This window comes from Micromonospora terminaliae, assembly GCF_009671205.1.
Classification (GTDB): Bacteria; Actinomycetota; Actinomycetes; order Mycobacteriales; family Micromonosporaceae; genus Micromonospora; species Micromonospora terminaliae.
Genome location: NZ_CP045309.1, coordinates 4,359,662 through 4,381,399, shown reverse-complemented (window position 1 = coordinate 4,381,399; position 21,738 = coordinate 4,359,662). Strand labels below are relative to the sequence as shown.

17 protein-coding genes are annotated in these 21,738 nt (G+C 74.9%); 11 read left to right on the top strand and 6 right to left on the bottom strand.

The window, feature by feature from the left end:
* The first annotated feature begins 335 nt into the window (after nt 1–335).
* The 7 genes from GCE86_RS20020 (at nt 336) to GCE86_RS19990 (ending at nt 8,956) form a co-directional block, all read left to right on the top strand.
* Nucleotides 336–2,792, top strand: coding sequence for a sensor histidine kinase (locus tag GCE86_RS20020; RefSeq protein WP_154228374.1), 2,457 nt, complete (start codon nt 336–338; stop codon nt 2,790–2,792).
* Nucleotides 2,792–3,208, top strand: coding sequence for a roadblock/LC7 domain-containing protein (locus GCE86_RS20015; protein ID WP_154228373.1), 417 nt, complete (start codon nt 2,792–2,794; stop codon nt 3,206–3,208). The genes GCE86_RS20020 and GCE86_RS20015 overlap by 1 nt, the downstream gene beginning before the upstream one ends.
* Entirely contained in the window at nt 3,198–3,584 is a 387-nt protein-coding gene (locus GCE86_RS20010; protein WP_154228372.1) for a DUF742 domain-containing protein, read from the top strand. Before GCE86_RS20015 ends, GCE86_RS20010 begins: the two co-directional genes overlap by 11 nt.
* A complete protein-coding gene (locus GCE86_RS20005) occupies nt 3,565–4,167 on the top strand; it encodes a GTP-binding protein (protein WP_091269742.1) in 603 nt (200 codons plus the stop codon). The genes GCE86_RS20010 and GCE86_RS20005 overlap by 20 nt, the downstream gene beginning before the upstream one ends.
* A 126-nt stretch (nt 4,168–4,293) precedes the next feature.
* On the top strand, nt 4,294–5,328 hold the full coding sequence (locus GCE86_RS20000) for a lactonase family protein (protein ID WP_208818027.1): 1,035 nt from the start codon (nt 4,294–4,296) through the stop codon (nt 5,326–5,328).
* 177 nt (nt 5,329–5,505) lie between these two features.
* A complete protein-coding gene (locus GCE86_RS19995; RefSeq protein WP_154228370.1) occupies nt 5,506–7,260 on the top strand; it encodes a VWA domain-containing protein in 1,755 nt (584 codons plus the stop codon).
* 211 nt (nt 7,261–7,471) lie between these two features.
* Entirely contained in the window at nt 7,472–8,956 is a 1,485-nt protein-coding gene (locus tag GCE86_RS19990; protein WP_154228369.1) for a sugar transferase, read from the top strand.
* A 22-nt stretch (nt 8,957–8,978) separates the two neighbouring features.
* On the opposite strand, the gene GCE86_RS19985 is transcribed toward GCE86_RS19990, so the two are convergent.
* Entirely contained in the window at nt 8,979–10,109 is a 1,131-nt protein-coding gene (locus tag GCE86_RS19985) for a PP2C family protein-serine/threonine phosphatase (RefSeq protein WP_154228368.1), read from the bottom strand.
* A 95-nt stretch (nt 10,110–10,204) separates the two neighbouring features.
* Here GCE86_RS19985 and GCE86_RS19980 point away from each other — a divergent pair, with 95 nt between their 5' ends.
* Nucleotides 10,205–10,717 (top strand): MarR family winged helix-turn-helix transcriptional regulator, encoded by a 513-nt coding sequence (locus tag GCE86_RS19980; RefSeq protein ID WP_154228367.1) that lies wholly within the window; start codon nt 10,205–10,207, stop codon nt 10,715–10,717.
* Here GCE86_RS19980 and GCE86_RS19975 read toward each other — a convergent pair.
* Complete coding sequence (locus GCE86_RS19975; RefSeq protein WP_244317033.1) at nt 10,682–12,340, bottom strand: PP2C family protein-serine/threonine phosphatase; 1,659 nt, start codon at nt 12,338–12,340, stop codon at nt 10,682–10,684. The two genes, GCE86_RS19980 and GCE86_RS19975, sit on opposite strands and share 36 nt — an antisense overlap.
* Before the next feature lie 130 nt (nt 12,341–12,470).
* Nucleotides 12,471–13,730 (bottom strand): ROK family protein, encoded by a 1,260-nt coding sequence (locus GCE86_RS19970; RefSeq protein WP_154228366.1) that lies wholly within the window; start codon nt 13,728–13,730, stop codon nt 12,471–12,473.
* A gap of 59 nt (nt 13,731–13,789) precedes the next feature.
* Between GCE86_RS19970 and xylA the strand changes: the two genes are divergently transcribed.
* From xylA to GCE86_RS19955, 3 genes are all read left to right on the top strand, one after another.
* On the top strand, nt 13,790–14,977 hold the full coding sequence (xylA, locus tag GCE86_RS19965; RefSeq protein WP_154228365.1) for a xylose isomerase: 1,188 nt from the start codon (nt 13,790–13,792) through the stop codon (nt 14,975–14,977).
* Between the two features lie 11 nt (nt 14,978–14,988).
* Complete coding sequence (gene xylB / locus GCE86_RS19960) at nt 14,989–16,431, top strand: xylulokinase (RefSeq protein WP_154228364.1); 1,443 nt, start codon at nt 14,989–14,991, stop codon at nt 16,429–16,431.
* Nucleotides 16,432–16,496: 65 nt separating this feature from the next.
* Nucleotides 16,497–17,912 (top strand): MFS transporter, encoded by a 1,416-nt coding sequence (locus tag GCE86_RS19955; RefSeq protein ID WP_154228363.1) that lies wholly within the window; start codon nt 16,497–16,499, stop codon nt 17,910–17,912.
* A gap of 53 nt (nt 17,913–17,965) precedes the next feature.
* Here the strand turns inward: GCE86_RS19955 and GCE86_RS19950 are convergent, their stop codons facing one another.
* The 3 genes from GCE86_RS19950 to GCE86_RS19940 all read right to left on the bottom strand — a co-directional run bounded on the left by GCE86_RS19950 (nt 17,966) and on the right by GCE86_RS19940 (nt 21,737).
* A complete protein-coding gene (locus tag GCE86_RS19950) occupies nt 17,966–19,609 on the bottom strand; it encodes a glycoside hydrolase family 13 protein (RefSeq protein ID WP_154228362.1) in 1,644 nt (547 codons plus the stop codon).
* Nucleotides 19,610–19,644: 35 nt separating this feature from the next.
* Nucleotides 19,645–20,715 carry a LacI family DNA-binding transcriptional regulator gene (locus GCE86_RS19945; protein WP_154228361.1) on the bottom strand — a complete coding sequence of 357 codons (1,071 nt, stop codon included), beginning with the start codon at nt 20,713–20,715 and terminating at the stop codon, nt 19,645–19,647.
* A gap of 62 nt (nt 20,716–20,777) precedes the next feature.
* The gene (locus GCE86_RS19940; RefSeq protein WP_154228360.1) at nt 20,778–21,737 is read right to left on the bottom strand and encodes a carbohydrate ABC transporter permease; all 960 of its coding nucleotides are present in this window, start codon (nt 21,735–21,737) and stop codon (nt 20,778–20,780) included.
* Nucleotide 21,738: the final 1 nt, after the last annotated feature.

The following is a 21,738-nucleotide window of genomic DNA, read 5'->3' as shown; positions in this document are numbered from 1 at the left end:
CACCCCGAAGAGTGGACCAACTCCAGATAAAGCGTTGCCCGGCGGTGCGACGCGGGTGGTGGTCGCCGTCCCGCCGGGCCCCCGGCCGCCGCCCGGGCGCTGATCCCGGCGCCCCCTTTGGACGAACGACCCGGCGGTCCCTTCCGGCGGGGAGTTCTCGTCCAACGGTGTCCACTGCGAACATTCCGGACCGTAGTGAGGGGCGAGACGGCCGGTAGTGCATCCGGCTGGGATTACGTATCCTGCCCAAGGCGCCCGGGCCGGGGCCCGGCGTCGCGGCCCTTCCGGACGGTGCCGGCGCCACCCCTGCGACACCTTCCCCCGGGCGAGGTCTGATGAACACCCGAGACTGGCCGATCCGCGCCAAGCTGACCGCGCTGGTCATCGGTCCGGTTACCGGGCTGCTGGCACTCTGGATCTTCGCCACCACGCTGACCTTCGGGCCGGCCCTCGACCTGCTCGCCGCGCGAACCCTGCTCTACGACCTCGGCCGGCCCGGAGAGAGCGTCGTCGCCGAGCTGCAGCACGAACGCCGGCTCTCGGTCGTCCAGCTCGCCGGCGACACGGCCCTGCCCGCCCTGGCCGAGCAGCGCGCCCGTACCGACCGGGCGATCGCCGAGCTGCGCCGCCGGGTCGACGGGGAGGAGCTGCGCGACGCCGCCGACGAGCTGCTCGACGTCCGGCTCGACCAGCTGGTCTCCGCGCTCGACGCGCTGCCGGCCGGCCGCGGCTTCATCGACGGCCGGAAGGTCGACCAGGCCGGCGCCGTGGGGCTCTACAGCGGAATGATCGGCTCCGCCTTCCAGACCTTCTCCGCCATGGCCACGCTGCCCGACGCCCAGCTCAACCGGCAGGCGCTGGCGCTCACCGCGCTGGGCCGGTCCCGGGAGCTGCTCGGCCAGGCCGACGCGCTGCTGGCCGGTGCGGTCACCGCCGGCCGCTACGCCGAGGGCGAGCACGAGCAGCTGGTCCGCACCATCGAGAACCAGCGCTTCCTGGCCGAGAACGCGGTGGCCGACCTGCCACCCGCGGAACGGACCGCGTACCAGCGGCTCACCGAGGGGGAGGCCTTCGTCCGGCTGCGCGCCCTCCAGGACACCCTGGTCCGCGCCCGGGACCTGCCGGCCGGCTTCGACGTACGGGCCTGGGAGACCAGCCACGCCGCGGTCTGGCAGGGCCTGCGGGACTTCGAGCTGCACGGCGCGGACACCCTGGCCGAGCGGTCCGTGCCGATGGCGGTGCAGATCCTCGTCCGGCTCGCCGCCGCCGGGGTGCTCGGCCTGGTCGCCATCGTGGTCTGCGTGCTCGTGGCGCTGCGGGTCGGCCGGTCACTCGACCGCCGGCTCACCGGCGTCCGCACCGCCGCCCTGGAGATGGCCGAGCAGCGGCTGCCCGACGTGGTGGCCCGGCTGCGCCGCGGCGAGGTGGTCGACGTCGCCCGCGAGGCGCCCGAGCTGGACCACGGCGCCGACGAGATCGGCCAGGTGGGGCGGGCCTTCAACGAGGTGCGGCGCACCGCCGTGCAGGCCGCGGTCGACGAGGTCACCCTGCGCCGCGGCCTCAACGAGGTCTTCCTGAACATCGCCCGGCGCAGCCAGGGCCTGGTGCACCGGCAGCTGGCCCTGCTGGACCGGCTGGAGCGGCGGACCGAGGACCCGGACGAGCTGGCCGGGCTGTTCCAGGTCGACCACCTCGCCACCCGGCTCCGGCGGCACGCCGAGGACCTGGTCATCCTGGCCGGCGCGGCCCCGGGCCGGGGCTGGCGCAACCCGGTCGCCGCGGTCGACGTGGTGCGCGGCGCGATCTCGGAGGTCGAGTCGTACGACCGGGTCGACGTGGGCGAGGTCCAGCCGGCCGGTGTGCTCGGCCGCGCCGTCGGCGACGTCATCCACCTGCTCGCCGAGCTGATCGAGAACGCCACCGTCTTCTCCCCGCCCGGCACCCGGGTGGACGTCAGCGGCCGCACCCTGCCCGGGGGCTACACCGTCGAGATCACCGACCGGGGGCTCGGCATGTCGGCGCCGGCCCTGGCGGAGGCCAACCGCAAGCTGTCGCACGCACCGGAGTTCGACCCCACCGACAGCGCCCGGCTGGGCCACTTCGTGGTCGCCCGGCTGGCCGCGCGGCACGGAGTACGGGTGGAGCTGCGGCCGGCCGCGGCCGGCGGGATCACGGCCGCCGTGTTCGTCCCGTCGGATCTGGTCACCGCCGAGCCGGCGATCGGCGCGACCGGCCCCGGCGCCGGGCACTCCGGCCGGGAGGACCGGCGGCTGGCCAAGGTGACCCGGCTGGGCACGGTCCCCCGCACGCGGGCCGCGCGGCCGGGCCGGGACCGGCCCGACTCGGCGGTCGTGCCGCTGCCCGCCGGTCGTGCCTCGGCAGTGGAGACGCCGGCGGACGGCGACGGCCTGCCCCGCCGGGTCCGCCGGCGCGGGCCGGCGGCCCGTCCCCGGCCGGTCGTCGCGGACAACCCGGCGCACCGTCCGCCCGAGGAGGCCCGCCGGGCCATGTCCGCGCTCCAGGCCGGCACCGCCCGGGGCCGTCGCGACGGCGCCCGCGACGCCGCCGACCGCCGCAACGCCGCCCCCGCGGCGGCCGCCGACCCCGCCGCCGGACACCGCGGCCCCGCCCCGGCGGCGGCGACCGGCGGACCGGCCCCAGACCACACCGCCGCCCCCGACCGGGCCGGCGCTCCGTCCACCGACGCGGCCCGTGCCCGGGCCGCCGAGCCCTCCCCGCCCGAACCGGCGGCGGCTCCGGACCTTCGAACCGCTACTGAGAGGGACGCCTAGTGGTGCACACGACGCGGCAGAACGCCGATCTCGACTGGTTGCTCGACGACCTGGTGGAGCGGGTGCCGGGCGCCCGCCAGGCGGTGGTGCTGTCGGCGGACGGCCTCCTGCTCGGCGCGTCCGCCGATCTGGACCGCGCCGACGCGGAACATCTCTGCGCCCTGGCCTCCGGGTTCTCCAGCCTCGCCAAGGGGGCCACCCGGCACGTGGGCGGCGGCGCGGTCCGGCAGACCGTGGTGGAGATGGAGACGGCGTACCTGTTCGTCACGGCCGCCGGGCAGGGCGCCTGCCTCGCCGTGGTGAGCGACGCCGACGCCGACATCGGCCTGGTGGCGTACGAGATGGCCATGCTGGTCATCCGGGTCGGCGAGAACCTCAGCGCACCGGCCCGCGCGGTGGCGACCGATGCGGGCTGAGCCGCCGGGCGCGCAGCACGAGTGGCTGGACGCCGCCGCCGGCCCCGTGGTGCGCCCGTACACCGTGACCGGCGGCCGGGTGCGCCCGCCGGTCGACGGCTTCGACCTGGTGGCGTTCGTGCTGACCACGCCGGGGGCCGACCCGGCCGCCGTGCCGGGTCTCCAGCCGGAGCACCGGCGCCTCGCCGAGCTGGCCCGCCGGCCGGTCGCCGTGGCCGACCTCGCCGCGGACCTGGATCTCGCCGTCGGCGTGGTCCGGGTGCTGCTCGGCGACCTCCTCGCCCGTGGGCTGGTCACGGTGCGCCGGCCGGCCGCCGCTCACCTGCCCGACGACAACATCCTCAAGGCGGTGGTCAGTGGACTCCGTGCGCTATGACCGGGAGCCGGCCGCGCCGCGGGTGCCGCTGGCTCTGAAGATCCTCATCGCCGGTGGCTTCGGCGCGGGCAAGACGACGCTGGTGAGCGCGTTGAGCGAGGTCCGGCCGCTGCAGACCGAGGAGGTGCTGACCGGCGCCGGCATCGGCACCGACGACGTCTCCGGGGTCGAGCAGAAGTCGACCACCACCGTGGCCATGGACTTCGGCCGGATCACCATCAACGACGACCTCCAGGTCTACCTGTTCGGCACCCCGGGCCAGGACCGGTTCTGGTTCCTCTGGGACGAGCTGGCGTTCGGGGCGCTCGGCGCCGTGGTGCTCGCCGACACCCGCCGGCTCGCCGACTGCTTCCCCTCGATCGACTACTTCGAGCAGCGGGGCATCCCCTTCGTGGTGGGGGTCAACTGCTTCGACGGGTCGCGCCGGTTCGGCCTGGAGGCGGTCCGTGACGCCCTGGACCTGGACCCGGACGTGCCGCTCGTGCTGTGCGACGCCCGCGACCGGCAGTCCGGGAAGCTGGTGCTGATCTCGCTGGTCGAGCACGTCGCGCGGCAGCGCGGCGAGCCCGTGCCGGTGGGCTGACCCGGCCCCGCCGACCGGCCCCTGGGAGGCCCGCCCGGAAACCGGCGCCGGGAATGACGCCTAACCGGGCGGCTCACCGGGAAGCCTCTGGTTGGATCGACGGTGGGACGGCGAAGGGTGGGAGCGGTGACCGGGCAGGACGCGATCGTCCACATCGGGGGCTACACGGCGGAGACGGGCGGGCGGGCCGAGGGCATCGTCGCCGCCCGGCGCGACCCGGCGACCGGCGAGCTGACCCCGCTCGGCACGGTGGCGGTCACCCCGGCGCCGTCGTTCCTCGTCCGGCACCCGGCGCTGCCGGTGCTCTACGCGGTCAACGAGCTGGCCGAGGGGCAGGTCAGCGCCTTCCGGACCCACCCGGGCGGCGACCTCGACCCGATCGGCGTACGCCCGACCGGCGGGGCGGAGCCCTGTCACCTGGCGGTGGCGCCGGACGGGCGGCACCTGTTCGTGGCGAACTACGGCGGCGGCAGCGTGGCGGTGTTCCCGCTCGACGCCGACGGGGTGCCGGGGGAGCGCAGCGACCTGGTCCGGCACGAGGGGCACGGCGCCGACCCGGAGCGGCAGGAGCAGGCGCACTGCCACATGGTCTCGCCGGACCCGGCCGGCGGGCCGCTGCTCGCCGTCGACCTGGGCACCGACTCGGTCTACCGGTACGACCTCGACGTCGCCTCGGGGCGGCTGGTGCCGCGTGCCCCCCGGCTGCGGACGCCCGCCGGCACGGGTCCCCGGCACCTGGCCCGGCACCCGGACGGCCGGCGCTGCTGGCTGGTCGGCGAGCTGGACGCCACGGTCACCGCGTACGACGTGACCCCGGACGGGCTGCACCAGCGGGTCCGGGTGGACGCCAGCGGCCGGGCCGGGCACGTGCAGCCCTCGGAGGTCGCCGTGGGGCCGGACGGGCGCTTCCTCTACGTGGGCAACCGGGGGGTGGGCACCGTCGCGGTGTTCGCGCTGGCGGGGGAGGCGCCCGAGCTGGTGGCCGAGGTGGACACCGGGGGCGGGTGGCCGCGGCACTTCGCCCTGACCGGTGAGCACCTCTACGTGGCGGACGAGCGGGCCGACATGATCAGGATCCTCCGGGTGGATCCGGGCACCGGGGTGCCCGAGCCGGTGGGGGAGCCGGTGCCGATGGCCAGTCCCACCTGTGTCCGTCCGTGACCAGGTGGTGACCGCGACAGTGTCCGCAGTGGACTGGGATCACCGGTGATGACTGATCGCTCACTCAACGTAATGATTTGGCGATCAACTGTTTCTGCTGCGTAACTTTCGTCCGAACGGTTGTGGCACTAACCCCACGAGATACGCAAGATGGTCACCGTGTCTGGCCGCCATCGCATGCGTTCTAACCTCCGTGGGGCAGGTGCAGCCGCTACGGCCACCGCGCTCGTCGTCGTCGTCGCCGGCTCCTGGTTCGGCTACCAGCAGCTGGCGGGCCCCAACTGCTCGGGGCGGATCGAGCTGTCCGTCGCGGCGGCCCCGGAGATCGCCCCCGCCGTGCGCGGGGCGGCCGACCAGTGGGTCTCCGACGGTGCGGCGGTGGGCGAGACCTGCATCGCCGTGAACGTGTCCTCGGCCGAGTCGGTCGACGTGGCCGCCGCGGTGGCGAGCAAGCACGGCGCCACCCTGGCGGGGGTCGGTCAGGCCAGCGGCACCGCGGTCACGCCGGACGTCTGGGTGCCGGACTCCTCGACCTGGCTGCTGCGGCTGAAGAGCGGCGGTGCCACCGCGTTCGCACCGGCCAACGGCGCCTCGATCGCCCGCAGCCCGGTCGTGGTCGCGCTGCCCGAGCCCGTGGCCTCACGGATCGGCTGGCCGGACAAGGAGCTGCGCTGGACCGACCTGCTGGGCCAGGTCACCAGCGGCAAGCCGCTGCGCGCCGGGATCGTCGAGCCGACCCAGGACGCCGCCGGTCTGTCCGGGCTGCTCTCGTTGACCGCCGCGGCCAGCGCCACCGGCGCCGCGGGGTCGCCGAAGGCGCAGGAGGCGATGGTGGGTGCGCTGCGGGCGCTGGCCACCAACCGGTCCTCGCTGCGGCAGGACCTCCTCGCGCGCTTCCCGCGCTCGTCCGACCCGACGGCCATCGCCAACGGGCTCGGCGCGGCGGCGCTGTCCGAGGAAGACGTCATCGCCTACAACAGCACCAAGCCGCCGATCCCGCTGGCCGCGCTCTACCTCAAGCCGGACCCGATCGCGCTGGACTACCCGTTCGCGGTGCTGCCCGGCATCGAGCCGACCAAGGCCTCCGCCGCCCGGGTGCTCTTCGACGTGCTGCGGACCGGGAGCTTCAAGAACCGGCTCGCGCAGCAGTCGCTGCGTGCGCCGGACGGCAACTGGGGTGACGGGTTCAAGGCGCCCCAGGGTGCGCCGAGCCCGGCGAACGGCGGCGCGACCCCCGTCCCGGCGTCCGGCCAGGGCGGCGCGGCCGACCTGGACCCGGTCGCCATCCAGAAGGCGACCACCACCTGGGCGGTGGCCACCCAGTCCGGCCGCATGCTCTGCATCATCGACGTCTCCGGCTCGATGAAGAAGCCGGTGGCGACCGCCAACGGCGCCAGCCGGGAGCAGGTCACCGTCGCCGCCGCGAGCCAGGGCCTCGGGCTCTTCGACGACTCCTGGTCGATCGGCCTGTGGACCTTCTCCACCAACCTGAACGGCAGTCAGGACTACCGCGAGCTGCTCGGGATCAAGCCGCTGTCGAGCAACCGCGGCCCCCTCCAGCAGAGTCTGGCCTCGGTCCGGCCGTCGGACGGCGACACCGGTCTCTACGACACCATGCTGGCGGCGTACAAGAAGGTCCAGCAGGACTGGGAGCCGGGCAAGGTCAACTCGATCGTGCTGTTCACCGACGGCAAGAACGACGACGCCAACGGCATCAGCCAGAAGGCGCTGCTGAGCCAGCTCACCTCGCTGCGCGACGAGGAGCAGCCGGTCCAGGTGATCATCATCGGCATCGGCACCGAGGTCAGCCTCGCCGAGCTCACGTCGATCACCAAGGTGACCGGCGGCGGCGCCTTCGTCACCACCGACCCGAGCAAGATCGGCGAGATCTTCCTGCAGGCGATCGCGCTGCGGCCGCCGGCGCCGCGCTGATCCGGCACTCAGCGACGCGTTCCGCCGTACCGGCGAAATCCGGTACGGCGGAACGCTTCCCGGCTCAAGCGGCCGGAAGAGAACTGACGGCAATGTGTCCGAAGCAATCGGTAACCATAATTGTCGAGGCAAGATGACCGGGTGCTCCGAACCGCGTGATCCCCACCGGGACCGCGGCGCGGGGTCGTCCTGAGCGAAGTGGGGAGGGCCGGTGACCTCGGCGACGCTGTTGACCCCCGCCAGCACGTCGTCGCGACCGGGTGGCGACCGCCCCGGACCGACGACGCGCGCCGCGGAGCGGGCCTACATCCGGGTCCTGGCGGTGCTGGACACCGCCGTGCTGACCGTGGCCATCCTGATCGGGTACGTGGCCCGGTTCGGTGACGAGCAACCGAGCGGCTCCGAGATCCCGTACGTGGTGGTCGCGCCCGCCCTGCTGCTGGTCTGGCTGGTCTCGCTCAAGGCGATGCGCTGCTACGACGACCAGGTGCTCGGCTACGGCGCCGACGAGTACCGCCGGGTCAGCGCGGCGAGCCTGCGGCTGGCCGGCGGCATCGCCATCGCCGGCTACATCGCCGACGTCGGCGTCTCCCGGGGCTTCCTGGCCATCTCCTTCGCGGTCGGCACGGTCGGCCTCGAGGTGGCCCGGTTCGCCGCCCGCAAGCGCCTGCACCGCGCCCGCGACCGGGGCGCCGGCTGGTCCCGCAAGGTGCTCGTGGTGGGCGACACCGCGCACGTGCTGGAGCTGGTGCACACCCTGCGCCGCGAGCCCTACGCCGGCTACCAGGTGGTCGGCGCCTGCATCCCGGACGCGCTGCTCGCCCCGGTGCCGCAGCGGCTCGGCGACGTGCCGGTGGTCGGCTCGTTCCGGGGCATCCCCGAGGCGGCCACCGCGATCGGCGCGGACACCGTCGCCGTCACCGCGTCCGGTGAGCTGACCGCGACCCGGCTGCGCCGGCTGGGCTGGCAGCTCGAGGGCACCGGGGTCGACCTCGTGGTCGCCCCGGCGCTGACCGACGTCGCCGGCCCGCGCATCCACACCCGGCCGGTCGCCGGCCTGCCGCTGATCCACGTCGAGGCACCCGAGTTCCGGGGTGCCCGCAAGCTGGTCAAGGGGCTGGTCGACCGCTCGATCTCGCTGATCGCGCTGCTCCTGCTGGCGCCCCTGCTGGTGGCGATCGCGCTGGCCATCAAGGTGGACAGCCGCGGCCCCGTGCTGTTCCGCCAGACCCGGGTCGGGCAGGGCGGCAAGGAGTTCGGCGTCTTCAAGTTCCGCACCATGGTGGTCAACGCCGACGCCCTGCTCGCCGAGCTGGCCGCGCGCAACGAGACCGACGGCCTCATGTTCAAGATGCGCGACGACCCCCGGGTGACCCGGGTCGGAAAGCTGCTGCGCAAGTGGTCCCTGGACGAGCTGCCCCAGCTGGCCAACGTGCTGCTCGGCCACATGAGCCTGGTCGGCCCCCGCCCCCCGCTGCCCTCCGAGGTGGCCCGGTACGACGGCGACGTGGCCCGGCGCCTGCTGGTCAAGCCCGGCATGACCGGCCTCTGGCAGGTCAGCGGCCGGTCCGACCTGAGCTGGGAGGACGGCATCCGGCTCGACCTCTACTACGTGGAGAACTGGTCGCTCGCCGCCGACCTCACCATCCTCTGGAAGACCTTCGGCGCGGTGGTCAACAGCCGCGGGGCGTACTGACCGGGCGGGCGGCCGGGGCGGGTCAGGGCTGCGGGCCGAGCCAGTCCAGGCAGACCACCACGGCGTCGTCGATCAGGTCGCCGGCCACGAAGGCGCGCAGGTCGCCGAGCAGCGACCGGACCGCGTCCAGCGGCTCCACCGGTCCGGTACGCCGCAGGAAGCGGTCCAGCGCGGTCTCGCCGTAGCGGACGTGCTGGGCGGTGGCGTCGATCACCCCGTCGCTGACCACGAAGAGCCGGTCCCCCCGGCACAGCTCGAACCGCTGCTCCCGGTAGTCGGTGTCCTCGAACATGCCGAGCGGGAACTGCTTGTCGAGGACCTGCTCGGTCACCTCGCCGTCGCGCAGCAGCACCAGGCGGGGCGAGCCGGCGTCGACCACGGTGAGCGTCCCGCCGGCCAGGTCCAGTTCCAGCAGGAGCGCGGACAGGTGCTGCTCCCCGCGGTGCAGCGCGTAGACCGCCTGGTCGGCCAGCGCGGCCTGGTCGGCCAGCCCCAGCCTGGCGCGGCGGGCGTTGCGCAGCGCGTGGGTCGCCAGCGAGGTGAGCATCGAGGCGGCCACCCCCTCGCCCGAGCCGTTGATCACCGACAGCCAGAGCCGCCGGCCGTCGTCGGACCAGTCGAAGCCGTCGCCCCGCACCGCGTACGCGGGCTCCAGCTGGCCGGCCAGGCTGAACGAGGGGCGGATCCGGCTGCGCCCCGGCAGCAGCTCCCACTGCATCTCGGCGGCCAGGGTGAGCCGGCGGCTGCGCCGCGCGGTCAGGTAGATGTCGGTGGTGGCGGCCACGGCGGCCAGCTCGTGCCCGAGTGCGGTGGCGACGGCGTCGAGCTCGGCCAGGGCGGCCGGGTCGCCGGGCAGCGGCGAGAGCTGGAGCACGCCGCGCCGCTCGCCGCGCATCCCGACCGGGAACCAGCCGGTGCCCTCCGACACGATCGGCTCCTGGTGGTCGAAGCAGCGCCAGGCCGGGTGGCCGGGGGTGACGATCGCCTCACCCCCGCCCAGCGGCAGCAGCGCGGCCAGCCGGTAGTCGACCTGGTACAGCTCGGTGCGGGAGATCCCGTACGACCGTTTCAGCTCGGCGGCGAGCCGGTCGACGAGCTGATCCGTCGGCGCCTCGGTGAGGCTCCGCCGTGCCCGATCCTCCGGTCCGCTCATCTTTGCTCCTTTGCACAGGTCGTCGGCCTGGTGAGCGGGGTAGTCTCGGGCCCACCATGGCCGAAGAACGCGGTCCCCAGGGACCTGATGCGAGTATGGCCGCCGCACTGGACGAGGCGGCGGGCACCCTGCTGGCTGTCTGGGAGGCGGCCCGGGAGCGCACCACGAGCCGGCTGTCCGGTGCCCAGTTACGCGCGGTCATGGTCGTCGAGCAGCACGACGGGATCAACCTCCGCCGGCTCGCGACGCTGACCGACATGCTGCTCTCCTCCGCCAGCCGGCTCTGTGACCGGCTGGTGGCGGCCGGGATGCTGGAGCGGGAGCCCGGCCGGTACGACCGGCGCGAGATCGCCCTGCACCTCACCCCGGCGGCCACCCGGCTCCTGGCGGAGCTGCGCGCCGACCGGCGCCACCGGCTGGACGGGATCCTCGCCGGCATGAGTGCGGAGGGGCGGGCGGCGCTGATGCGTGGGATGCGCGAGTTCGACGAGGTCGCCCGGCGTGGGGAGGCCGCCGCCGCGGAGGGTTGGCCGGTGCTCCAGTCCGCGGGGGAGCGGCTCGCCGAGCCGGAGTCACCCGGCGAGCCGCCGGTGGCCCGCACCGCCTGACCCGGCCGGGCCGGTCCCGCCCGCCGCCACGACCAGCATGGCGATGTCGTCGTGCACCTGGCCGCCGAGCCACTCGTCGACGAGCTGGAGCAGCCGGTCGACCAGCGCGGCGGGTGGCAGGCCGGCCCCGGAGGCGAGCGCCCGCCGAAGCCGGGCGTCGCCGAACATCTCCAGCCGGGAGGGGCCGCCCGGCGCCTCGGTCACCCCGTCGGTGTACGCCACCAGCAGGTCGCCCGGTGCCAGGCGGACCTCGGCCTCGACGAAGCGGGCCGCGCTCAGCGCGCCGACCGGCATGCCGCCGACCTGGACCGGTTCGATCCGGCCGTCGGTGCGCACCACCAGTGGCGCCGGGTGCCCGCCGCCGGCGACCCGGACCCGCAGCCCGCCGTCCGGCTCGCGGGTCAGGGCACCCAGCAGGAGGGTGGTGAACTGCGCCCGGCGGGCCGCGTCCGGTGCGTCCAGCAGCGCGCGGTTGAGCAGGTCCATCAGCTCCCGCGGGCGCTGCTCGACCAGCCGCAGGGTCTGCAACGACTGGCGTACCCGCCCGGTCAGCACCGCCGCGCCGACGCCCTTGCCGCAGACGTCGCCGAGGGCGAAGAGCCCGCCGCCGGGGGTGCGGAAGAGGTCGTAGAAGTCGCCCCCGATGCGCAGGCTGTCGCCGGCGGCCCGGTAGCCGCCCGCCAGCGCCATCCCGGGCAGCGACGGCAGGTCCGGCGGGAGGAGGCTGTTCTGGAGCACGCGGGCCAGGTGGGCCTGTTCGCCGTACAGTTCGGCGGCGGCCAGCGCGGCGCCCGCGCGGGCGGCGAACTCCCGGGCCAGCTCGACCTCCCGCGGGTCGAAGCCGTCCCGCTCGCCGCGGCGGGCCAGGATGAGCGCTCCGGCCGGGCCGCCGGCGCTGCGCATCGGGCTGATCAGCACGGTGCCCGGCCGGCCGAAGCCCGCGGGCAGCACCTCGGCCAGGTCGGCCGGTTCGGCGTCGAGCCAGGGGCTGGGCTCGGTGGCGTCCCCGTCCAACGCCTCGACGAGCCCGGGCATCGACTCGACCGTCCGCCAGCCGGCGACGCCGGTCACCGGGGCCGGGTCGTCGGTGGCGTACCGCACCCAGTGCGGCTGGTCCTCGGCGGGCGGGGACGGGCGGTGCACGACCACGGCTGCGTCGGCCAGGTAGGGCACCGGCAGGGTGACGGCGGCACGCAGCGTCTGGTCCCGGTGCAGGGACAGCCCGAGCCGGCTGCCCGCCTGGGCCAGGAACGCGGTGCGGGACCGCTCGGCCCGCAGCGCGTCGGCCCGGGCCTGCTCCTCGGTGACGTCCCGTACGTACCAGGCGCAGGTGCCGCCGGCCAGCCGGCGCCGCACACCTCGCAGCCACCGGCCGTGGTGCTCGGTGTCGAAGGTCCCGGCGCCGCCCCGCACCGCGTCGGCCAGCGCGGGCACCGCGCAGTCGGCCAGGTCGCTGCCGGGGGTGAGTTCGGGGAGGAGTTCCACGGCCATCGCGTTGACCAGGGTCACGACGCCGGCCGGGTCGGTGGTCACGACGGCCTCCGCGAGCCCGTCCAGCAGCTCGCGGGCGAGCCGGGAGTCGGCCGGCAGCGCGGCCCCGGCCGAGCGTCGGGAGGTCGTCACCGCCGGTGGCCGGGCGCTTCGGCCGGTCGAACCGTGCGCATGCTGTCGGTGCACTCCTCGGTCGCGGATCCGTTTGCCTGACGGCAAGCGTACCGAGGGCGGGCGGGTGAGCCGATCGAGGAGCGCCCGGTCAGCCCGAACGGGCCAGCCAGCCCACCGGCTGGTCGACCACCCGGCGGACCACCGAGGCGGCCCCGCCGACCGCCGCGGACCGTGCCCCCAGCGCGGCCGGGCGTACCGTCACCGGCGACCAGGCGGCGGTGAGCACCCGCCGGGCGATCTCCGCGACCACGGGCGGGCGCAGCCAGGGGGCGAGCGGGGCGTATCCGCCGCCCAGCACCACGGTGTCGAGGTCCAGCAGGTTCACCACGCCCGCCACGGCCACCCCGAGGGCGGTCCCGGCGTCCGCGAGGGCGGCCAGGGTGGCCGGGTCGCCCGCACCGGCCAGGTCGGCGAGCCGGGTGGCCGCGGTGTCGGCCGGCAGGTCCGCGCCGGCCAGGCCGGCGGCGGCCAGGACGGCCTCCTGGCCCGCGTACCGCTCGAGGCAGCCCTGGCCCCCGCAGCGGCACGGCCGTCCCTGCGGCTGTACGGGGATGTGGCCGATCTCGCCGCTCCAGCCGCGGGCGCCCCGGTAGAGCACCCCGTCGAGGACGATCCCGGCGCCGATGCCGATCTCGCCGGTGATGTGCAGGAAGCTGGTCGAGCCCGGTGGGCCGGCGTGCAGCTCGCCGAGGGCGGCCAGGTTGGCCTCGTTGTCGACCACCAGCGGGGGGATGCCGTCGACCGGCTCGGCGAGCGGGTGCCCGGCGAGCAGGGCGGGCACGTCGACGTCCCGCCAGCCGAGGTTGGGCGCGAGCCGGACCAGGCCGCCGCTGTCGACCAGGCCCGGCACGGCGAGGGTCGCGCCGGCCAGGGTGAGCCCGTCGCGTACGGCGGCGGCTCGGGCCTCGGCGGCCAGCGCGGCGAGCCGCTCCAGGGCGTCGGCGGGGGAGACCGGCCGCAGGTCGGCGCGGCGCACCAGGTGGTGCCGGACCGTCCCGGTCAGGTCGACCACGCAGGCGGCCAGGTAGTCGACGTTCACCTCCAGGCCGAGCCCGGCCGGGCCGTCGGACGCCAGCACGAGCCCACGGGCGGGCCGTCCGGCCCCGGTGCGGGGCGCCGGTTCCGCCTCGGCGACCAGGCGGCCGGCGATCAGGTCGTCGACGACGGCCGAGACGGTGGCCCGGGTCAGCCCGGTCCCGGCGGCGATCCCGGCTCGGGACGGCGGTCGGTCGGCGGCGGCGATCCGCCGGAGCACGACCGCGAGGTTGAGCTCGCGGAGGCTGCCCTGGCGAACCGCACCGGCGGTGCTGGCGCTGGTCACCCCTTGACACTGCCACAGCGCGGTCATTTAATTCAACCACTGAACAAATTGCGGTCGGCACCACCACCATCACCCGGAGGTTCACCATGGCGCCCCGTCCCACCCCTGCGGACAAGTTCTCCTTCGGTCTCTGGACGGTGGGCTGGCCGGCCCGGGACCCGTTCGGTGACGCCACCCGCCCCGAGCTGGACGCCGTCGAGGCCGTCCACCGGCTGGCCGAGCTGGGCGCGTACGGGATCACCTTCCACGACGACGACCTCGTCCCCTTCGGCGCGGACGCCGCCACCCGCGACGGCCACCTGGCCCGCTTCCGCAAGGCCCTGGACGAGACCGGCCTGGTGGTGCCCATGGTCACCACGAACCTCTTCACCCACCCGGTGTTCAAGGACGGCGGCTTCACCAGCAACGACCGCTCGGTCCGCCGGTACGCGCTGCGCAAGGTGCTGCGCAACGTCGACCTGGCCGCCGAGCTCGGTGCGCGCACCTTCGTCATGTGGGGCGGCCGGGAGGGCGCCGAGTACGACGTGGCCAAGGACGTCCGCGCGGCGCTGGACCGCTACCGCGAGGCGGTCGACCTGCTCTGCCAGTACGTCGTCGACCAGGGCTACGACCTCCGCTTCGCGCTCGAGCCCAAGCCGAACGAGCCCCGCGGCGACATCCTGCTGCCCACCGTCGGCCACGCGCTGGCGTTCATCTCCACCCTGGCCCGCCCCGAGATGGTCGGGCTCAACCCGGAGGTCGGCCACGAGCAGATGGCCGGGCTGAACTTCGCGCACGGCATCGCCCAGGCGCTCTGGCAGGGCAAGCTGTTCCACATCGACCTCAACGGCCAGCGCGGCATCAAGTACGACCAGGACCTGGTCTTCGGCCACGGCGACCTGCTCAACGCGTTCGCCCTGGTCGACCTGCTGGAGCACGGCGGCCCGAACGGCGGCCCCGCCTACGACGGGCCCCGGCACTTCGACTACAAGCCCTCCCGCACCGAGGACATCACCGGCGTGTGGGCCTCGGCCGAGGCGAACATGCGCACCTACCTGCTGCTCAAGGAGCGGGTCGCGGCGTTCCGGGCCGACCCCGAGGTGGCCGAGGCGCTGGCCGCCAGCAAGGTGACCGAGCTGGCCGCCCCCACCCTGGGCGACGGCGAGGGCTACGCCGACCTGCTCGCCGACCGTACGGCGTTCGAGGAGTTCGACCCGGAGGCCGCCGGGGCGCAGGGCTACGGCTTCGTCCGGCTCAACCAGCTCGCCGTCGAGCACCTGCTCGGCGCGCGCTGAGGCGGGCCGCCATGCCGCTCGTCGCCGGGATCGACTCGTCGACCCAGTCCTGCAAGGTCGTGATCCGGGACGCGGAGACCGGCGCGCTGGTCCGGCAGGGCCGCGCGCCGCACCCGGAGGGCACCGAGGTCGACCCGCGGGCCTGGTGGGACGCCCTGCGGGCGGCCGTCGCCGAGGCCGGCGGGCTGGCCGACGTGGCCGCCGTCGCGGTGGGCGGCCAGCAGCACGGCATGGTCTGCCTGGACGAGGCGGGGCAGGTGGTCCGCCCCGCGCTGCTCTGGAACGACACCCGCTCCGCCGACGCCGCCCGCGAGCTGATCGAGGAGGCCGGCGGCGGGGAGACCGGCCGCCGGTTCTGGGCCGACGCGACCGGGGCCGTGCCGGTGGCCAGCTTCACCGCCACGAAGCTGCGGTGGCTGGCCCGGCACGAGCCGGCCAACGCCGACCGGGTGGCCGCCGTCTGCCTGCCGCACGACTGGCTCACCTGGCGGCTGGCCGGCGCGCCCGGGCTGGCCGCGCTGCGCACCGACCGCGGCGACGCCAGCGGCACCGGCTACTGGTCGCCACGTACCGGTGAATACCGCCTCGACCTGCTGGAACGCGCCTTCGGCCGGCGGCTGCGGGTGCCGGTCGTGCTCGGGCCGGCCGAGGTGGCCGGCCACCTCGACCCGGCGGCCCTCGGCGCGGACGCCGCCGGCCCGGTCCTGCTGGGGCCGGGTACCGGGGACAACGCCGCCGCCGCGCTCGGCGCCGGGGCCGGCCCGGGCGACGTGGTCGTGTCGATCGGCACCTCCGGCACCGTCTTCGCGGTCGCCGACACGCCGGCCGCCGACCCGAGCGGGGCGGTGGCCGGCTTCGCCGACGCCACCGGCCGGTACCTGCCGCTGGTCTGCACGCTCAACGCCGCCCGGGTCCTCGACGCGGCCGCGACGCTGCTCGGCGTCGACCTGGCCACCCTGAGCGAGCTGGCCCTGGCCGCCCCGCCCGGTGCCGGTGGGCTGGTCATGGTGCCCTACCTGGAGGGGGAGCGCACGCCGGACCGGCCCGCCGCCACCGGCGCCCTGCACGGCCTCACGCTCGGCACCTCGACCCCCGCCCACCTGGCCCGGGCCGCCGTCGAGGGCATGCTCTGCGCGCTCGCCGACGGTCTCGACGCGCTGACCGCGCAGGGCGCCCGCGCCGAACGGATCATCCTGGTCGGCGGCGGGGCCCGCTCCGCCGCCGTGCGGCGGATCGCCCCGCAGGTCTTCGGCCGCCCCGTCGTCGTGCCCCCGCCCGGGGAGTACGTCGCCGACGGGGCCGCCCGCCAGGCCGCCTGGGTCGCCCTGGGCGGCGCGGCGCCGCCCACCTGGTCGGTCGGCGACACCGAGGAGTACGCGGACGAACCCGTCCCCGCCATCCGCGAGCGCTACGCGATGGCCCGGGAGCGCGTCGTCGACCGGGTGCCGGGCTGACCGCGGGACGGCGATCGGTGGGGTCCGTGTTCCGGCCGTGACGCCCACCTGATTTGCTGCCCGGCATGAGCAGCGGCACGAGGGTGTCCCGGCGGGGAAACGCGGCGCACCGGTTCTACAGCGTCGTGGTGTTCGTGGTGCTCGCCTCGCTGGACAACGTGGCCATCGGCCTGGTGCCGCCGCTGTACGGGTCGATCTCCGGTGCGCTCGGGGTCTCGCAGCGCCTGCTCGGCCTGGTGACCGCCGTCAGCTTCCTGGTGAGCGCGGTCGCCGCGGTGGGCTGGGCGTACGTCGGCGACCGGACCGACCGCAAGCCCCTGCTCATGGTCGGCACGCTGATCTGGGCGGCGGGCACCGGGGGCAGCGCGCTCGCCCAGCACTACCCGACGTTCCTGGCCGCCCAGCTCGTCGCCGCGATCGGGCTGGGCGCGGTCGGCTCGGTCGGCTTCTCGGTCGTCACCGATCTGATCTCGCCCGGCCGCCGGGGTCTCGTGATGAGCTTCTGGGGCCTGTCCCAGGGCGTCGGCACGCTCGCCGGGACGCTCACCGGCGGCCTGCTCGGCGCCACCGACTGGCGGCGGCCGTTCCTCGTGCTCACCGTGGTCGGCCTGGTCGCCACCGTGGCGTACCTGTTCACCTACGACATCCGGCGCGGGCAGAGCGAGCCGGAACTGGCCGCGGCGCTCGACGCCGGCGGCGAGTACGACTACCGGATCAGCCGCGCCGACCTGCCCCGGATCCTGGCCCGCCGGACCAACCGCTGGCTGGTCCTCCAGGGGCTGACCGCGCAGGCCGCGTTCGGCTCGCTGGTCTGGCTGCCGGTGCTGTTCAGCCAGCGGGCCGAGGCGCAGGGGTACTCGGCGGCCACCGCCGTGGTGGTGGGCAGCGTCTTCGCCACCCTGTTCCAGCTCGGCGGGGTGCTCTCCATCGTGGGCGGCCTGGCCGGCGACGCGCTGCAACGGCGTACGCCGAGCGGCCGGGCGCTGGTCGCGGCCGTGGGCATCCTCGCGGCCGTGCCGTTCTACCTGGTCCTGTTCTTCGTGCCGATCCGGATCGACGTGCCGGACGGCGGCAGCGGCGGCGCGGTGATCGCGGCGGTGCTGGCCAGCGTGCTCACCGAACCCACGGTGGGGCTGAGCCTGCTCACCGCGGTGGTCGCCCTCGCACTGACCTCGGCCAACTCGCCCAACTGGTTCGCGCTGATCGCCGACGTCAACCCGCCCGAGCACCGGGGCACGGTCTACAGCCTCGGCAACCTGGTCAACGGTGTCGGCCGGGCCGCCGGCAACGGGCTGGTCGGGGTCGCCTTCGGGGCGCTGCGGGCGGCCTTCCCGCCGCCGCTGAACTACGCCGTCGGGCTGGCCGCGTTCCAGCTCTTCTTCATCCCGACCGGCGTCATGTACTGGCGCGCCGCCCGCACCTCGCCGGGGGACATCGAGTCGGTCCACGACCTCCTGCACGCCCGCGCCGACCGCCTGTGAGGAAGGGCCCCTCTCAACGCCTCGCGTTGTAGAGGGGCCCTTTGCCTACACCGTCAGGCGCGGTACCAGACCGTGACGTCGGTGGGGACGGTCCCGCCGTCCAGCGGGGCGCTGGACGCCAGCACCTCGGCGCCGGCCGGCAGCGGCACCGGCTCCGCGCCGAAGTTGGTCAGCACGGTGAGCTCCCGGTTGGTGAAGGTCAGCACCTCGTCGCCGGAGGAGAGCCAGCGCAACGGCCCCCGGGCCAGGCCGTGCTCGCGGCGCAGCCGCAGGGCCGTCCGGTACAGCTCGTAGGTCGAGCCGTCGACCCCGCGCTGCCGGTCGAGCGCGTACTCGGCCCAGCTCGACGGCTGGGGAAGCCAGCTCGCGTCGGTCGGCCCGAAGCCGTACGACGGGGCGTCGGCCTCCCACGGGATCGGCACCCGGCAGCCGTCCCGGCCGCGCTGGGTGTGCAGGCTGCGCTCCCAGGTCGGGTCCTGCCGGGCCTCGTCGGGCAGCGTGGTGTGCTCCGGCAGCCCCAGCTCCTCGCCCTGGTAGAGGTAGGCGGAGCCGGGCAGGGCGAGCATCAGCAGGCTGGCCGCCCGGGCCCGGCGCAGGCCGAGCGCGGCGTCCGGCTGCGGGTCGCCGATGCCGATCCCGTTCGGCCGGCCGCCGCCGACGGCCAGCCCCAGCCGGGAGGCGTGCCGGACCACGTCGTGGTTGGACAGCACCCAGGTGGTCGGGGCGCCGACGCTGTCGGTGGCCTCCAGCGAACGGGTGATCACCGCGTACTGGGCGGGGGCGGTCCAGGCGGCGAGCAGGTACTCGAAGTTGAACGCCTGGTGCATCTCGTCCGGCCGCACGTAGCGGGCCAGCCGCTCGGCCGGCTCCACCCACGCCTCGGCGACCAGGATCCGCTCCCCGTCGTAGGAGTCGAGCAGCCGCCGCCACTCCCGGTAGATGTCGTGCACGCCGTCCTGGTCCCACATGGGCGGCCGCGGCTTGTCCACGTCCTGGCCGGAGAGGATCTCCTGCGGTTCCTGCCAGTCGGCCAGGTCGGCCTGCTTGATGAGGCCGTGCGCCACGTCCACCCGGAACCCGTCGACGCCCCGGTCCAGCCAGAACCGGAGGATGTCCAGGAACTCGGCGCGCACCTCCGGGTTACCCCAGTTGAGGTCGGGCTGGCCGGAGTCGAAGAGGTGCAGGTACCACTGGCCGTCCGGCAGCCGGGTCCAGGCCGGCCCGCCGAAGACGCTCGTCCAGTCGTTCGGCGGCTCGGCGCCCTGCGGGCCCTTGCCGTCGCGGAAGATGTACCGGTCCCGCTCGGGGCTGCCCGGTGCGGCCGCGACCGCGGCGCGGAACCAGCGGTGCTCCGACGAGGTGTGGTTGGGCACCAGGTCGACGATCACCCGCAGGCCGCGCGCCTTCGCCTCGCCGATCATCTTGTCGGCGTCGTCGAGGGTGCCGAAGAGCGGGTCGACGTCCCGGTAGTCGGCCACGTCGTAGCCGGCGTCGGCCTGGGGGGACGGGTAGAACGGCGACAGCCAGATCGCGTCGACGCCCAGCTCGCTGAGGTGGTCGAGGCGGGCCGTGATGCCGGGAAGGTCGCCGATGCCGTCGCCGTTCGCGTCGGCGAACGAGCGTGGGTAGATCTGGTAGATGACGGCCTCGGTCCACCAGCCGGTGGCCGGGGTCTCCTGCGTCGCGTCGGTGTTCAGCGCCTTCTCCCTGTCGTGCGTACGGGACGAATGTTTCAGTTTGCCCGCGGCGGTGCGGTCGATTCGCGCACCACCAGGCGAGTGGGCAGGATCACCGAGGTCGGTGCCCGCGGGTCGGTTTCCGGGCCGCGCTGGGCCGGCACCCGCCCGGCGTACGGGTCGGCGACCCGCCCGCCCAGCGGGTCGAGCAGCATCCGGGCGGCGAGCAGCCCCTGCTCCGCCGCCGGCTGGGCGATGGTGCTGAGCCCGAGCACGCCGGACAGGTCGTGGTCGTCGATGCCGATCACGCTGACGTCCTGCGGCACCCGCAGGCCCGCGTCGCGCAGGGCGGTCATCGCGCCCATGGCCATCTCGTCGCAGGCGGCGAAGATCGCGGTCGGCGGCTCGCCCCGGGCCAGCAGCTCGGCGGTCGCCCGGGTGCCGCCGTCGACGGTGAACTGCGACTCGACGTCCAGGCTCCGGTCGGGCCGGAGCCCGGCCGCGCGTAGTGCCTCCTCGTAGCCGCGCCGCCGGTCCAGATGGGTGGTGAAGGCCAGCTCGTCGTCCGGGTCGCCGGAGATGTGCGCGATCCGGGTGTGGCCGAGGTCGAGCAGGTGCCGGGTGGCGGTCCGCGCCGCGGCCACGTCGTCGATGCGGACGCAGGGCCAGCCGGGCACCCCGCTGCCGGAGCTGATCGTCACGCCGGGCAGGCCCAGCTTCGTCAGCGCGGAGAGGTCGGCCGGGCGCAGCGGGGTGGCGACCAGGATGATGGCGTCCACCCGCTTCTGCAGGCTGGCCGGGCGCAGCACCCGCTGCCGGATCTGCTCCCGCCCGCCGAGGTTGTAGAGCAGCAGGTCGTAGCCGTTCTGGTGAAGGTAGTCCTCGACCGCCTCGACCACCGTGCCGAAGAACCAGCGGGTGATCCGGGGGACCACCACCGCGACCGTGCCGGTCTTCCCGCCGGCCAGCCGGGAGGCGCTCGGCGAGACCGCGTACTGGAGCTGCTCGGCGGCGGCGAGCACCCGGCGCCGCGTCGCGGCCGAGACCGTGGGCAGGCCGCGCAGCGCCCGGGAGACGGTGGCCGTGGAGACCCCGGCCAGGCGGGCCACATCGTCAATCTTCGTCATAGGTTCCCCGCTCCGAGCCGCGCCCGCCGCCGCCGGGGGACCGGCGGCGGCGGAGCAGCGGATCAGCCCTTGACGCTGCCGGCGAGCAGGCCTCGCACGAAGAAGCGCTGGAGGGACAGGAACACGATCAGCGGTACGACGATCGACACGAACGCGCCGGCCGTGAGCCGCTGCCACTCGTTGCCCCGGGTGCCGGCCAGCTCGGCGAGCCGGACGGTCAGCGGGGCGGTCTCGTTGCCGCCGCCCGCGAAGATCAGCGCGACCAGCAGGTCGTTCCAGACCCAGAGGAACTGGAAGATGCCGATCGCGGCCAGTGCCGGGGTGATCAGCGGCAGGACGATGGTCCGGAAGATCTTCGGGTGAGTGGCCCCGTCGACCCGGGCCGACTCCATCAGTTCGCCCGGCAGCTGCGAGATGAAGTTGTGCAGCAGGTAGACGGCGAACGGGAGGGCGAAGCAGGTGTGCGCGAACCACACCTGCGCGAACTTCTGCTCGTCGACCAGGTCCCAGGCGGGAAGCACCTGGATCCCGGCGATGGTCACGCCGGTGGAGAAGAACTTCAGCAGCGGCACGAGCGCCATCTGCAGCGGCACGATCTGCATCGCGAAGATCGCGATGTAGATCCAGTCCCGCCCCTTGAAGTTGATCCAGGCCAGCGCGTACGCGGCCAGTGAGGCGAAGGCGATCGGGAAGAGCACCGACGGGATGGTGATCGCCAGGGAGTTGATGAAGTAGCTGGCCAGCTGCCCGGACGAGCCGGTGCTGAACAACACCTCCCGGTAGTTCTCCAGGGTGAACTGCGGGTCGCTGAAGAACGTCCACCAGCCGGTGGTCTTGATCTGGTTCTCGGGCCGGAACGAGGAGATGAACAGGCCGAAGGTCGGGACCGTCCAGAGCAGCGCGAGCACGATCGAGACCAGTGTGGCGGTGCGGCTGTTCAGCCGCTTGCGGACCCGGGCGGCCCGGCCGGGCTTCGCGGTGGCCTGGACGCCGGCTCCGACGGTGGGGGTGGCGGTGGTCATT

What these genes read in the sequence shown, in the direction of transcription:
- GCE86_RS19945 (WP_154228361.1), bottom strand. Translation starts at nt 20,715, where the DNA reads ATGACGAAGATTGACGATGTGGCCCGCCTGGCCGGGGTCTCCACGGCC.
- GCE86_RS20020 (WP_154228374.1), top strand. Translation starts at nt 336, where the DNA reads ATGAACACCCGAGACTGGCCGATCCGCGCCAAGCTGACCGCGCTGGTC.
- GCE86_RS19955 (WP_154228363.1), top strand. Translation starts at nt 16,497, where the DNA reads ATGAGCAGCGGCACGAGGGTGTCCCGGCGGGGAAACGCGGCGCACCGG.
- GCE86_RS19980 (WP_154228367.1), top strand. Translation starts at nt 10,205, where the DNA reads ATGGCCGCCGCACTGGACGAGGCGGCGGGCACCCTGCTGGCTGTCTGG.
- GCE86_RS19985 (WP_154228368.1), bottom strand. Translation starts at nt 10,109, where the DNA reads ATGAGCGGACCGGAGGATCGGGCACGGCGGAGCCTCACCGAGGCGCCG.
- GCE86_RS19940 (WP_154228360.1), bottom strand. Translation starts at nt 21,737, where the DNA reads ATGACCACCGCCACCCCCACCGTCGGAGCCGGCGTCCAGGCCACCGCG.
- GCE86_RS19995 (WP_154228370.1), top strand. Translation starts at nt 5,506, where the DNA reads ATGCGTTCTAACCTCCGTGGGGCAGGTGCAGCCGCTACGGCCACCGCG.
- GCE86_RS19970 (WP_154228366.1), bottom strand. Translation starts at nt 13,730, where the DNA reads ATGACCGCGCTGTGGCAGTGTCAAGGGGTGACCAGCGCCAGCACCGCC.
- xylA (WP_154228365.1), top strand. Translation starts at nt 13,790, where the DNA reads ATGGCGCCCCGTCCCACCCCTGCGGACAAGTTCTCCTTCGGTCTCTGG.
- xylB (WP_154228364.1), top strand. Translation starts at nt 14,989, where the DNA reads ATGCCGCTCGTCGCCGGGATCGACTCGTCGACCCAGTCCTGCAAGGTC.
- GCE86_RS20010 (WP_154228372.1), top strand. Translation starts at nt 3,198, where the DNA reads ATGCGGGCTGAGCCGCCGGGCGCGCAGCACGAGTGGCTGGACGCCGCC.